Source organism: Pseudomonas sp. CMR5c, from assembly GCF_003850545.1.
Lineage (GTDB): Bacteria > Pseudomonadota > Gammaproteobacteria > Pseudomonadales > Pseudomonadaceae > Aquipseudomonas > Aquipseudomonas piscis.
In genome coordinates, this window is sequence record NZ_CP027705.1 from 3,428,906 (window position 1) to 3,442,743 (window position 13,838).

Consider the following 13,838-nt stretch of genomic DNA (forward strand, 5'->3'; position numbering starts at 1 on the left):
GCCGCCCCTGACTCAGGAGGGCCGGGAAACTTATGAAAAGCATTAAAAGTTAATTAATGGCGCAAGAAATTCAACTATCAAAGTTGGCGTGGAATTAAATTAGCGCTTGCGCTTACGAAACTTAGAGCGCGCCCACTGTTTAATTTGCTCCCAATATTCTTTCCCCAGTAGCGCTATCGCAATAAGAAATAGGACTTCGCCAACCACCACCAGAACCGACATGACGGCAATCTTATTCGGTATCTCGAGGAAGGGAATGATAGGGAAAGCCAACCAATAAAGTAGGACCAGCCCGAGTAAACCGAAACCAGCTTTCTTTTTAAAGCTGACTTTTTCACTGCTGAGGATAGTGGGTAGTTTGCGCAGCCAACTCTGTAGATCATCAATGATCGTGTAGACGGCCGGAATTACCAGCAGGCTCAGTACTGTGGAGGTAATCAATCCACCAATGACGGCGACCGCCATTGGGCTGCGGAAGCTCGGGTCGGCGCTGCCCAGGCCCAAGGCTACCGGTAGCATGCCTGCCCCCATAGCAAGAGTGGTCATGATGACCGGGCGCGCCCTTTTGTGGCAGGCGTCGATCAACGCCTCGGTACGTCCCATGGGCTGCTCTGTCGCCACTCCATCCGGGCCGGGATGGCCGCGACGAGCCTCGATTGCATAATCCACCAACAGAATGGAGTTCTTGGTAGCGATCCCCATCAACATCACCAACCCGATGAGCGAGGACAGCGAGAACGCCTGACCTGCCAGCAACAACCCGACGAAGGCACCGCCTAACGACAAGGGAAGCGCTGCAAGGATGGTGACAGGCTGAAAAAAATCCTTGAACAGCAGTACCAGGACTACATAGATCGCCAATACGCCGCTGAACATGGCTACGCCGAAACCGGTGAACAACTCGCGCATCATTTCTTCGTCGCCCTGCGTCACCTGATGGACGCCGCCAGGCAAATTGCGGATCGAAGGCAACGTCGCCACCTGAGCGGTTAGGTCACCCAGCGGCATCCCGGAGAGTTCAACATCGATGATGACACTGCGGGCACGATTGATTCGGCTCAAGCGTGCCGGACCGCCATTTTGCTCAAGTTGCACCACCTGGTTGAGCAGCACCGGTCCCTTGGCTCCCCTAACCGTCAAGCGTTCCAGGAGACGCATATCCTCCCGCACATCTCGCGATAACTTGACCACGATAGGTATCTGGCGTTGTTCCAGATTGAGCTTGGCCAGCAATTGGTCATAGTCACCGACAGTCGCCACCCGCAACGTATCGGCGATAGCAGTCCCTGTAACCCCTAGCTCGGCGGCTTTGGCGAAGTCCGGCCGCAAGATGATTTCATTACGGACCAGACCCGTATTGGAGGAGATGTTGCCCAGGCCGGGAAGGTTTCGCAGGTCCTGCTGTACTGCATCTGCTGCCTCAGCCAGCAACCTAGGATCGTCGCCTGCTAGCACCAGTTGGTACTTCTCACCCGAATTGCCGAATCCCACCTTGCTGCGCACGCCGGCCAGCTCGGCCATCTGTGTACGGATCTGGGCCTCAATTACATTTTTCTTCGGCCGTTCCTTACGCGGGTCGAGCAGCACGGTAAGCATGGCGACACGCATTTCGGGCTTGCTTTCCTCGCCTGAGGTACTTCCCGCAGAGCCACCACCGATGGTGGTGAAGATGCGCTGCACGTGGGGCAACGATTCCAGGCGACGACGCGCATCTTCGGCCTTCGCCTGGGTCTGAGCCAGCGTGGCACCAGGAGGCAGCTCCAAAGTGACTTGGGTTTGAGAGTTGTCATCGGGAGGGAAGAACCCTTGGGGCAACAGTGGAATCAACATCAGCGAGCCGACGAAAAAACCACCCGCCATGAACAGGGTGATCCAACGATGGCCCAAAGCCCATTGGCTTATGCGCAAGTAAGCTGGCATCCAGAATGGGTCGCGCTGGGGCCTTGAATGAGCCTTCATCAGATAGGCTGCCATCATCGGGGTCAGCAGGCGCGCCACCACCAGAGACGCGAATACTGCCAAAGCCGCTGTCCAGCCAAACTGCTTGAAGAACCTGCCGGCGATACCGTCCATGAAAGCCGTTGGCAGAAACACCGCTATCAGCGCGAAAGTTGTGGCTACCACAGCCAAGCCGATCTCCGAGGCTGCGTCCTTGGCCGCTTGCAGCGGTGTCTTGCCCAAGGTTATGTGGCGTTCAATGTTCTCCACTTCAACAATGGCGTCGTCCACCAGCAGTCCGATTACCAGCGACAGAGCTAGCAGGGTCACTGCGTTCAACGAGAACCCCATAATGTCCATAACGATGAATGCCGGCAGTACGGATAATGGCAAGGCTGCAGCTGAAATCAGGGTGGCGCGAACATCCCGCAGAAACAAGAACACGATGAGGATCGCCAGAAGCGCGCCTTCGTAAAGTATGCTCATGGAGGCATCGAACTCATCCTGCGCAGTCTGGACGAAGTCGAAGACCTGAGTGATCTGCAGGTCGGGCCGTTCACGACGCAATTGCGCTATTGCTTGCTGCACCCCGTCGCCTACTTCTACCTCGCCAGCCCCCTTGGCTCGAGCGATCTCGAAGCCGACCACAGGCTTACCGTCGAGCAAGGCCAGGGAGTTACGCTCGGCAACGGTATCCTTGATGCTTGCCACCTCCCCGAGCCGAAAATGCTGCCCACCCGGAGCCGACAGTTCCACCGCTGTCAGCTCATCAGCACTTTTGACTCGCGCCATGAGACGCAACGGCTGTTTGCTATGACCCAGATCGACCAAACCGCCCGTAGCGTCGGTTTGTACATTGCGCAGTTGCTGCGAAATTTCGGCCGCTGTGACACCGATCGCTTCCAGCTTCAATGGATCAAGCTCAACCTGGATTTCACGGCTCAACCCACCAACGCGGGTCACCGAGCCCACTCCCCTGATCCCTCTCAAGTCTCGCGACAGGGTGTTGTCCACATACCAGGACAGCTCGCTTTCATCCATATTGCTAGAGCTGATAGAAAACGCCAGGATCGGACTACCGATGATGTTCAGCTTGCTAACGATTGGATCGCGCAGGTCTGTCGGCAGGTCCGCGCGTACACGCTGCACGGCCGAACGTACATCGTCCACGGCTTCCTGCACGGGTTTTTCAAGGCGGAACTCGGCGGAAATCGACACCATGCCATCTTGGATGGTGCTACGTAGATTTTTCAGACCTTGCACGGAAGAAATCGAGTCTTCCAACTTACGTGCGACCTCAGTTTCCAACTGCGGTGGCGCCGCGCCCGGGAGTGCCGCCGATACCGAGACGGTCGGCAGATCCATATCCGGAAAGTTCTGTACCTTCATTCCATGGAAGGCGTAAAGACCAGCAATACTCAATATCAGGAACAGCAGAATAGAAGGAATGGGACTGCGGATAGACCAGGTCGAAAGATTCATGTCGGGGCTCTCAATGCTGGTCAGGGTTGGCAGGTGAACTGGCTAGCCGAACTCTGTCACCGTTGTTCAGAAAGGCCCCGCCGCTGGCGACGATACGCTCGGCTCCTTTAAGACCTGAAAGGACTTCCTGTTGGTCGCCGAAGATGCGTCCAACGCTAACCTTCAGTGCAGAGACCTGCATGTCCTTGCTCACTACAAATACCAAGTGAAAACCATCACGAGCCACCACAGCGGACTGCGGCACCATCATCGCTCGTTGTATCCCCGTCATCAGTTCACCGCTGACATACGCCCCAGGTGGGATAAAGCCCTCCTCCCCTGCTTTCGCGCTGTCGATGTCCACATAAACCATCCCCCGACGTGAGCTTGGATCGATAGTCGGAGCAACAAGACGTACCACACCGCTCCACGTGCTGCCGCCAGGCGAGGTGATCATGGCTTTTTGGCCTGGGCGAATCTGCTCTAATTGTTGCGCAGCCAATTCCGCTCTCCATTCGAGGCGGCCCTGGCGAATCAAGCGGAACATTTCATTACCCTGGGCTGGTACCGAACCGATGGTTGCTGAGCGCGCAGCCACGATTCCATCGTCAGGAGCACGCAGTACCGTCTGGCTCAAGCGCAGTTTCTGCAACGCCAGCTGGGCCCGAGCGGTTTCCAGGCGGGCCTGGGTAGTCTGTTCCTGGGTCAATAGTTGTTGAATACGTTGCGCGCTTAGGTTGCCGGAATCCTCCAAGTTACGAGCCCGCTGGCCATCCGCGCGTGCTTCTCCTGCCGCCGCGCTAGCCTCATGCAAGGCCGCCTCTGCCAGCATTCGATCGTTCTCCACCGTATCGCGAGCAAACCTTGCCAGGGGTTGCCCCTTTCGCACTCGGTCTCCGACTTGGACCAAGACTTCCTCTACGCGCAAGCCGTTGATCTCTGGGCCAATAATTGCCTCTTGCCACGCAGCAACTGAACCGTTGGCGCTGATCACATTGCTCACCGGTTGCAAGGTCGGGGTGGCAAGGCTGACTGTCAGTGCGGGCTTACTGGCCTCCGCAACCGCTGGTAGTTCTGTAGGCCCGCAGGCTGTCATGAACAGAGGAAGAGTCAGCGCCAGTGCAATGACATAGAAAGGCGAAGGTCGCATGCGGGCCTCGGTGTTCAAGGGTGTTGGTTGGGTCATGGTTTAGATTCAGTATTCATAGATGAGCGGTCGAAGCCCCCGCCAACAGCGCGGTAGAGGGTTGTCCAGGCACGTCGACCTTCCAGATCCAAGGCCAACGAATCCTGCTCGGCCGCGCGCGCCTTGCGCCGGAGCTCCTCCAGCTCGAACGGACTGAGCATTCCTTCCTGTAGCAAGCGCTCGCTCGACTGCAGACGAATAGCCGCTTGTTCAGCAGCGACGCGGCTGTAGCACAAGCGCTGGTCGGCACTGTCGAGTTGCACTAAGGCTTCTTCGATTTCGCGTACTGCAAGGCGAACCCGTGCGTGGTACGCACTGATCGAGGCATTGAGATCTTCCTCGGCGGCCCGCTGGTCAGCAGCCCGACGTCCGGCATCGAATATCGGAAGATTTAGCGCCAGGGGTCCGAAGGTCCAGCTAGTGGCATTGCGAACGCTGACGTCTCCAGCATCGATACTGCTGCGCCCGACGAAACCCTCCAGGCTCAAACGAGGTAAGCGGTTGGCTTGCGCTTGCATGACCCTTGCCTGAGCTTGTATGACATCCAGCTCGGCCACATAGACGTCGGGACGCTGGCTCAGGGCCTGGGCTGGTATTGCCGACACGCTGAATGAGGCTAATGACAGAGGGCGTTGCCAGGCGGGTTGCAACAGTTGTCGGAGACTAGGTTCGCTTTGTCCGGTCAAGGCTACTAGTCCCTTGATCTGTAGCTCACAAGTAGCTTGTTGCTTCTGCAACTGCCCCATCACCTGCGCTGCGTTATATCGCTCTGCTGCCAGATCCCCATCTGCAGCCATGCCAGCTTGCAAAGAACGCAGCATCATCTGAACCGAGCGCTCATAAGACTTCGCGTCCCGGTTATAGAGTTCGGACTGACGCTGACAAATACGTGACGCGTAATAAAGGTCGGCTACTTCTGCCGCAACCAAAATGCGGGCGTCATGCCATTGTGCATCGGCGCTTTCTAGTCCCGCTCGACCACCGCTTAGTTGCGAACCATTAAGTTTGGCCAAGTCCAGCGCCCAACTGACTTGAACCCCTGTTTGAGTTTGAGTGTAGGCACCATTAGCGAGTGGAGAATAGGACTTATTACGCGACATGGTTGCTGTTAATTCTGGCAGCAAAGATGATAGATCCTGCACCTGTGATGCCTTCGCCCGTTCTATTCGTGCTAATGCACTTGCGATATTGGGGCTGACTTCATTAGCGGCCTCAATTAGCGTCACAAGCTCCGGCTCATTTTGCGATTTCCACCAATTCTTCAACTCAGTTGCCCGCCGTGAATCAGGCATTGGCGCTTCCCATTGCGCCGGCACTTTGGGATCGGCTGATAGTTGCTCCACATGTTTGGTTGCACAACTACATAAGAGCAAGGCAGTACTGATAAAAGAAAAAAAGAGTGCTAGCCGGTGGGGGCGTTTAAACAACCGCATTGGATTCACCGTTGAATTGGCAGTTGACTGCATGAGCAGGCTTCCCCTGTAGGGCGCGAACTGTCACTCGCTAATTGAGTGACATGTTGAGTAAAGAGAATTTTCATAGAAATAAACCGCGGGCAGGTTAGATACTCCGGATGCTGTAGATTTTCCCGGTAGGCAATACATTTCCTCGTAAAAAACTTTCCAATCCCGCTTGGATATCGGTGCTTAGTATTTCTATCGAATTCAAGAATGGAGAGAAGCAATCGCTGTGTTCACCACGTTTTCCTGAGAGATCAGAAGGCCCACTGGACGGGGTTGATTTAGCGTCCGAGATGCCCGAACAGAGGGAGGATCTCAGTGGGCTCCTGCGTAAGACTCTCGGCATGTGAAGTCCATAGGTAACTGTCGACGAGATCGTCGCCCAATATCTGCAAGTCTTTTTCATGGACGTTTCGGGCATGGGAAGCTTCGTTTGAGAATCCATCTTCTTGCTCCCCCTAGCGAGGCATTGCTTTTCGAGGACTCCGCCGCGATCTCGGTAGCCTGGACCTTGATCACTGCTCTATCGGTGCTATTTACATGTGGAGAAAAGTCATTTACAGCTTCCTCCGAGTGCGCCACCTGCGAATGACTACAGGCGCTCATCAGCAAAACGCCGACAATCAACAGCAGAAGCTCAATAGGCCAATTCGAAACTTTCAAAAAATAAACGGAGTACTCCGTCTCATTATATCTTAAAAAAAAGCCCATCGATGAAGGGCGTTTTAAAACGGTTCTATTCACCATGATCCAAACCTGCGTTGAAATTCAGGAACAAATAGATAGGTTCTTACAAAATCGCCGAGTGCCGCAGCAGCGTGGTCAGTATTGGCGGCCAAGCCCAAATTCATTTCCAGCCACAGACCGCTGAGTAATGAAAACAAGAGCCCCGCCGCTCCTTGTGGAGAAAGACCCGGGCGAACCCAGCCCTCACGTTGACCATTGGCTAGAAGCTCAATCAGCTGTTTACGCATCTGCTGGTCTACTTCAATGAGACGTGTCTGGTTATGACCACGCGTTACCTCCAACCAGCTATCCAGGCTGAGATCAAGATCTCCAGGGCACAATTCCTGCGCCAGTTTCTCTGCGCTGATGCTAGCTAAGTGGTGCAACCCGTCCTTACTGAATAATTGTTGAGCCTGAGAAAGGTAGCGTTCGCACTCAATTGCGATAATGGCGTCAATAATCTCTCGTTTGTCGGAGAAATAACGAAAGACCGCTCCGGCACTCATGCCCGCCTGCTGGCAGATGTCTTCGGTACGGGCGCCATGGAATCCCTTCTCCTTGAAGACGCGGGTAGCTGCCAACAGGATCTGTTCGCGGCGTTGCTCATGCAATTGTTCGTTGCGGGTGCGGGCCATAGCTGGTGCCACTCAATAAACGGACTGAATAGTCGCATAATTAACCATGGCAGCGGCAATGTCAACCGCCTCATCAACGGCACGCCCTAGGTTTGATATTGAGTGTCTAGGGAAACTCCGAACAAGTTGCTCCTCATCTTGAAATGGGCGGTTTCCAGAATCCCCGAAGCCAGTTCGTACTCCTCCAGCAGGCGCCGGAAGTTCATGATTGTCGTACCTTCGGGGATCGGAGCTGAGCGTCAGGCGAGCAAACTGGCGCATCGAAGTGATCTCTTACAACGCCTCTTCCATGACTGGGTCGCTCAGCGAGAACCCGTTCTGCAGCAGATGAACACGCAGCATGGTTTCCCGTGGGTACGGCTTGCGACCACCACCGGCCTTTGGGCAATGCGGCTCGATCAATGCCACCAAACCGCTCCAGGGCACCACCTGCTCCATCTCGGCCAGGAAACGCTCGCGACGGGTTTTCTTGCACTTACTGGCGTACTCAAAATCGGAAAAGCTCATCTGACTCATGGGATGGAGGGCTTGTAGAGGCCGATGGGACGGAGGGCTATTTCAGGACAGCTCAGATGACCTGTGCTGACTTGATCGGAGAATTCTTAGCAGGCAGGAAGTAGCGACTAAGCTTCCGCCAAATTTCTCATTAAGGCCCTGAGGATTAGGATTTTTTGCGGAGGCAGCTTTACTGCAGCCAGCTCTCCATGGTCTCTGCACCGTACTTTTCTTCCCAGAACTTGAGCACCTTGTACGTCGCTTCCCTGTTCGCGCGGAGCGACTGCAGACGTTGCTAGGAGGCTTGGCAAGATGCTACGGTCAGCTCCGCCGTGGACGACCTCGGCTTGCTATTTCTTTTCGTAGGGACGGCCCTTCACTTCCAGAGAAGTCATGATGGCCGGTCCTCTTGTTTCGCCAGACGCCTTCGTTGCCTGGCAATACCCTCCCCTTGATCAGCACTGCTGCCTGCCTACGCGAAAAGGTTGCAATGCGACGTGTTTGACGATCCGATCAGGGACGCAAACCACTGATGAATTCTCCCGGCAGCTGCCATTTGTGGCGTTTGTGCTGAGAGTGATTGTCTCATGCTAGGCGTATCACGCTTTTGGGGCTGTAAGCCCTGTGGGCGCCACAGGGACGAGCCACTCAAGGCTGGCATGCTGCCTGCAGTGCCCGACCGTGCTCTTCCGTCAGGTTCTATTGGCGGCCCTCTTGTTCGTCATCTTCGAAGTCGAAGTGTTGTTTTTTCTGACCTGGTCAGTGTGCGTGGGTGAAGCTGGATGGATAGGTTTCTCAGGAACGGCGATTTTCATTGCGATGCTCTTTGTTGGGCTAGCCTACTAGGCGTCTGTCGAGGCGCTTGACTGGCCACCAGCAGCCTTGCAAAAACTGACGGAGGACGACCTCGAGTTAGGTAAATCATCATTGGGACGACCCAACTTTATGGCTCATGGGCCAGATCCAAAGGTTCAAGAATACGATGACAACCTCATTTTCTGCACTCGTTCCACCGGCAACCTGGCTGCGTATTACTGGAGCCTGGGTAATCGTGCTGCTATTTGCACTATTCGGCTCGCAGATACTGGGCAGTTCTATGAGCGGCTTCACTGCGGCCTGGGTGTTCATACTGTTGTTCGTGACGATCCTGGCTACTGCATTTGGGGTGGTCCACGAGGCTGATCATCTGGCCGAGCAGTTGGGTGAGCCTTATGGGACATTGATCCTTACGCTGTCGATCGTGTCGATCGAGGTGATTCTGATTGCGGCCGTTCTGCTGGGCCCGGTCGAGGCGCCCAGCATTGCTAAGGATTCCATTTTCGCGGTGATGATGATCATCATGAATCTGGTAGTCGGCATCTGCCTGATTACAGGGGCGGCGCGCAATGGCGATCAGGAGTTCAATGTACAGGGCGCCAGCGCCTACCTGTCGATGATCGCTCTGCTTACCGGTATTGCGCTGGTACTGTCCAATTACACTAGTACGCCGGGCGAGTTCTCCTCCTCTCAGGCTGTGGGGATATCAGCATTCACATTGCTGATGTATGTCGGTTTTCTCTGGATGCAGATGCGAAGCCATCGGCGCTACTTCGTGCAGCCGCCCGAAGGCAGCATGAGTATTCCTAAAATGACGACAACGACCACTGACAAGTCGGCGTCCATCGACAAAAAGAGCGCGCTCATTCGCTCCGCTGTACTACTTGCACTAATCCTGCCTATCGTCCTGTTGGCTCATGACCTAGCAGTGGTAACCGAGTTTGGTATCACCGCTGCGGGTCTTCCGCCGGCTGTAGGTGGTGTGCTGATCGCAATCATCGTGTTTACCCCTGAATCCATCACGGCAGTTAAGGCAGCTATAAACAACGAGCTGCAGCGTAGTGTGAATCTCTGCCAAGGCGCTTTCGTATCGACTGTCGGTCTGACCGTTCCGGTGGTGCTGCTAATTGGGTTGCTGGCTGGCAAACAGGTCATCATGGGGATATCGAATGCGGAAATCCTACTGTTCATGGTGACACTGGCGCTCACCATGCAGTCCTTTGGCAGTCAGCGTACATCTCCGATCCAGGGGTATATGCACCTAGTGCTGTTCGGTGTTTATGGGCTATTGCTGTTCAACCCATGAGTTGCAGGAACTGAGCATGAGAGATCGAAGCCGTAGCGTCGACCGGATTGCACGTCACGGCCTATTGAGGCGATTCATGTGCTGAGTAGTGTTGGGAACCAGTCACGGAAGCGGATCATGGTATGTTCATCTGCCCTATCTTCGCGCTTGGCAAACCAGATTTATTTTGGAGTTTACCAAGATGCACCAAGCGACCTATGAGTCGTTGCTGCTCAGTGTCGGGCAGTGGCTAAGCATTCCTCCAATTTTGATTGGGATCGCTATGTCGCAGTGCGCAGTTATCCTTAGCAAAAAAGAAATCCTCGCCGGCCCTACTCACCCTACGTAAGTCAGGTCGGCACACACTGTACGTCGGCACTGCCAAATACTCATGGTCGGATCTGACGAAGAAGGGTAATAAGTATTTCTCCGGTATGAAGGCGAGTCGGGGCTGGTGCTCCACGTCCACGACACAGCGGCGAATGTGGCTGATGTAACGGAGGTCGCTCACCTGTTGCATAGCGATGAGAATGTTATCTGTGCCGATGCGGGTTATACCGGCGCGGAGAAACAGCCGGAGCATGAAGGGTGGCCGGTGATCTGGCAGATTGCGGCTCGCGAAGGTCGAACATTCATTCCGTGTGATCAAGCGCCAATTCGGTTATGTGAAAACCCGCTTCCGTGGCTTGGCCAAGAACACGGTGCAATTGACCACGCTGTTTGCCCTATCGAATCTGTGGATGGAACGCCGGCAATTAGTGCCTGGTGTGGGAGAGGTGCGCCCGTGAGGGTAGATAACCAAGGCGTTGCCTTGGTTATCCAATAATCAGTGGCTGAAAATCGGGCTTTCGGCATCCCCAAGCCGCCCATTTCTAGATGATGAGCAACCTGTTCGGAGTTTCCCTAGCCTTTCGTGGTTATGGAGCCACCTTCAGTTCTTTAGAACTCGTCTTCAGAAAGCGTGAAGGTTGCGGCATTCCCATTTGCCACTTTGTAAAGGGTGAGTGTGATCACTGCGTACTCAGTACCGCGATGCGTAGTCTTTTCAGTTAACTGCATGGCTTCAGATCGAGATAGCCCGCCAAAGTTGAGATCACGGTACCGAACATCGTAGCGCCCCGGAGCGAGGTTCTTGATCGTGAATTGACTGTGTGCTGGGATAAATACCTGCCTAGCCGGTCGAGCCACAGTTCCTTGCAACGCAACGAGCTTCAAAAAGACGTCTGAGTTATTCCCTCCGTTGTCGATCGTTATCTCTGAGTGGCCTTTGGTGTGAGTTTGTGGCTCGCCCGCCAGATAAGATGCGATTTTTGGCCACGGCTTGCCATTCGGGGCTGTCTTGGACCTGACATAGGCCTGCTTAGCGACTGTCTTTGGTGGCACTGCGCCTAGGCTAACCTGGGCTGTGTTGCCACTAGGGACGGCTGGCAACTGCTCTGAAATAGGCTGAGCGGAATAGGGCATTGGCCCCCGTGGTGGGGTGTAATGAGACCCTGGTGAATTGATCACGGCAACGGCAATTCCTAAGCCAGCGACAGCTATTGCACCCAAATGGATAAAGAAGCGCTTATGGATCAGTCCCCAGCTGCTCTTTAACTGCTTGTGCTCAATGTGACCACCCAGCTCCTGTATAAATCCTTCAAGGTTGCTGGTTAGGTCCTCCTTTTCTTTTACTGATACCCCTCCAGGGGTCGATTCATTCGGAATTTTATTAGCAAAATTCTTCGCGCTTTGAGCGAGTGACTGTGCCAAGTCTGGTCGGCCGATCGCATAAAAATAGTAAGACTGATAGCCCAGCATTCGAGCGTTTTCAAGAGGTGGATGGGCGCCTCCGAACATATTGGTCACAAGCGCCTGTAGCGAATAGATCGGCCCCCACGGAACGCCCCACCAGCCCAGCAGCCAGGTAGTTGCAGATGCTTTGAGCGACTGCTTCTGAGCGCAGTCACTGCAATAAACACCAGCTATCGGCTTTCGCAAAGTAACTACAATGAAGCTTTTTACGGAGCGGAGAACCACAAACCTAGGTTGAGCTGTTACCTTCGCACAGATGCTGCAGGTAATCGGGTTCGGGATATCTGGCGCTGTTGGTTCGTTGGTCGTATTTTCGAACTCCGCTCGATCGTACTCAGCCCTTGATTTTGGATTCGAGAGCACTGCATAAGCTTCATTCAATAATTGAAACTGCTTTGTGGTGTCTTTTCCCGGATTACGGTCAGGGTGCATGTCCATGGCACGCCTGCGATATGCAGCCTTGATCTGATCATCAGTCGCGACTGGGCTTACGCCCAAGACGGCATAGAAACCATCAGGGTCGGTTTTATTGCTTTGCATGAAACAATCCTAGTCACGCTAACGGATTAGCGGGCACGTGTTATTGAGAGCAAATTAGCGCCCTTAAACATAGGCCATTGGCTTAAGAGTGCTGGAGTAACGATCCGATAAACGGCGGCTCGTGAATATATGGTAGCTAATTGCTATTTAAGCAGTCCACTTTTACCGCCAACAAAACCACAAATTGATCGCCTGACAACCTTGAATCGACAGTTTTTTGGCGTAACCGTGATATTTTCATATAGCCATCTCGTCAAAACCAGGGCTTGGCCCTGGTAAGGCGACAGCGCTATTGGGCTACTTTGGACTGATATAGGTGTACTGCTGCGCCCAGGATGCCGCGGCTGCGTTTATCGCCGCCGGAACCGCCGCCAACACCGTGCGCAGTTATCGCAGCGCCCTCGCCTACTGATCAGGCTGGCTGCAATTGCGTTATGGCCTGAGACTGGACGATGCCCCACTGTCGACAGAAGTGGCAATTCAGTTTGTTTTTGATCACCTGGCTCGTTTATTGGCCGATGGCTCTTGGGCACACCTGCTTCCACCGACAATCGACACTGCCCTAGTTAAGGCGCGAATCTAAACCAAAGTCGGGCCGCCGGCCTTTAACACGGTTAGCCATCGTCTGGCCGTCGTCGGCAAATGATACCGGCTGAATGAATGGGAGAGTCCGACTGAGGCGCCGGCTTTGAAAAGCGCGCAAAGCACAGTCGCGCCAGGGCGTAAAGGTGCGTAAGAAAACTGCGGTCGTTCTCGAGCCATTGCAGGCGCTGCTCGCCACCTGCGCGGCGTGCGCGATCGCGCCCTGCTCCTGCTGGTCTGGAGCGGTGGCGGCCGACGCCGCTCGGAAGTGGCGGGCCTGCAAGTGGGCGATGTGCGCCAGCTCGAGGTCGACACGTGGCCGTACGCGCTGGGTGCCATCAAGACCGACACCAGCGAGGTACGCCGTGAGAAACCACTGATGGGCCAGCGGTACGGGCTCTCACCGCTTGGCTGGCCGCCGTACCTGCTGACAGCGGTCCGCTGTTTCGTCGGATGTATAAAGGCAACAAGGTTGGGATTAAGGAATTGTCAGGAGACCAAGTGGCGCGCATCGTGCAGCGACGGGCGAAACTAGCCGGCCTAGAGGGGGACTGTGCAGCGCACAGTTTAAGGTCGGGTTTTGTCACCGAGGCCAGCCGTCAGGGAGTGCCGCTTGATGAAGTAATGGCGATGACCGAGCACGACAGCGTTAGCACGGTGATGGGTTACTTTCAAGCTGGATCGCTAATGAACAGCAGCGCCTCGAAACTATTGAACTACCAGGCCCGTCGGAAGATACGCATAACTGATCAAACTGTAGCTGCGCTGTAAAATCTCAGACACAGGCACCCGTTACCAGCGACATCTTCAATGTATGCCAGACGCTATCACCGCGATTATGATATTCAAAAAAGGATGGCTGGCGAGCCAACTCAACTCTAAATTAATACTTGCACCTCTCATTTAGGTAAATAAGACGA

The 13,838-nt window shown here is 54.6% G+C and carries 7 protein-coding genes and 3 pseudogenes; 4 read left to right on the top strand and 6 right to left on the bottom strand.

The window, feature by feature from the left end; all coding sequences use genetic code 11:
- Positions 1-99: 99 nt before the first annotated feature.
- From C4K40_RS15710 to C4K40_RS15730, 5 genes and pseudogenes are all read right to left on the bottom strand, one after another.
- Positions 100-3,420 carry an efflux RND transporter permease subunit gene (locus C4K40_RS15710; RefSeq protein ID WP_053130052.1) on the bottom strand — a complete coding sequence of 1,107 codons (3,321 nt, stop codon included), beginning with the start codon at positions 3,418-3,420 and terminating at the stop codon, positions 100-102.
- A 10-nt stretch (positions 3,421-3,430) separates the two neighbouring features.
- On the bottom strand, positions 3,431-4,549 hold the full coding sequence (locus C4K40_RS15715; protein WP_218188659.1) for an efflux RND transporter periplasmic adaptor subunit: 1,119 nt from the start codon (positions 4,547-4,549) through the stop codon (positions 3,431-3,433).
- Between the two features lie 32 nt (positions 4,550-4,581).
- On the bottom strand, positions 4,582-6,051 hold the full coding sequence (locus C4K40_RS15720; RefSeq protein WP_083456861.1) for an efflux transporter outer membrane subunit: 1,470 nt from the start codon (positions 6,049-6,051) through the stop codon (positions 4,582-4,584).
- A 734-nt stretch (positions 6,052-6,785) separates the two neighbouring features.
- Positions 6,786-7,406, bottom strand: coding sequence for a TetR/AcrR family transcriptional regulator (locus C4K40_RS15725; protein WP_053130060.1), 621 nt, complete (start codon positions 7,404-7,406; stop codon positions 6,786-6,788).
- A 155-nt stretch (positions 7,407-7,561) separates the two neighbouring features.
- Positions 7,562-7,922 (bottom strand): annotated as a pseudogene (locus tag C4K40_RS15730) (transposase); the annotation flags it as partial.
- A 660-nt stretch (positions 7,923-8,582) separates the two neighbouring features.
- Here C4K40_RS15730 and ndhC point away from each other — a divergent pair.
- The 3 genes and pseudogenes from ndhC to C4K40_RS15750 all read left to right on the top strand — a co-directional run.
- Positions 8,583-8,747: an NADH-quinone oxidoreductase subunit A gene (gene ndhC / locus C4K40_RS32240; protein WP_164485027.1), complete on the top strand. Its 165-nt coding sequence runs from the start codon at positions 8,583-8,585 to the stop codon at positions 8,745-8,747.
- A gap of 136 nt (positions 8,748-8,883) precedes the next feature.
- Positions 8,884-10,023 carry a calcium:proton antiporter gene (locus C4K40_RS15740; protein ID WP_053131358.1) on the top strand — a complete coding sequence of 380 codons (1,140 nt, stop codon included), beginning with the start codon at positions 8,884-8,886 and terminating at the stop codon, positions 10,021-10,023.
- A gap of 383 nt (positions 10,024-10,406) precedes the next feature.
- Positions 10,407-10,790, top strand: a pseudogene (locus C4K40_RS15750) (transposase); the annotation flags it as partial.
- A gap of 151 nt (positions 10,791-10,941) precedes the next feature.
- On the opposite strand, the gene C4K40_RS15755 reads toward C4K40_RS15750, so the two are convergent.
- Positions 10,942-12,336, bottom strand: a complete 1,395-nt coding sequence (locus C4K40_RS15755; protein ID WP_083456863.1) for a J domain-containing protein — start codon at positions 12,334-12,336, stop codon at positions 10,942-10,944.
- Between the two features lie 316 nt (positions 12,337-12,652).
- Here C4K40_RS15755 and C4K40_RS15760 point away from each other — a divergent pair.
- A pseudogene (locus tag C4K40_RS15760) lies at positions 12,653-13,689 on the top strand (site-specific integrase).
- Positions 13,690-13,838 lie beyond the last annotated feature (149 nt).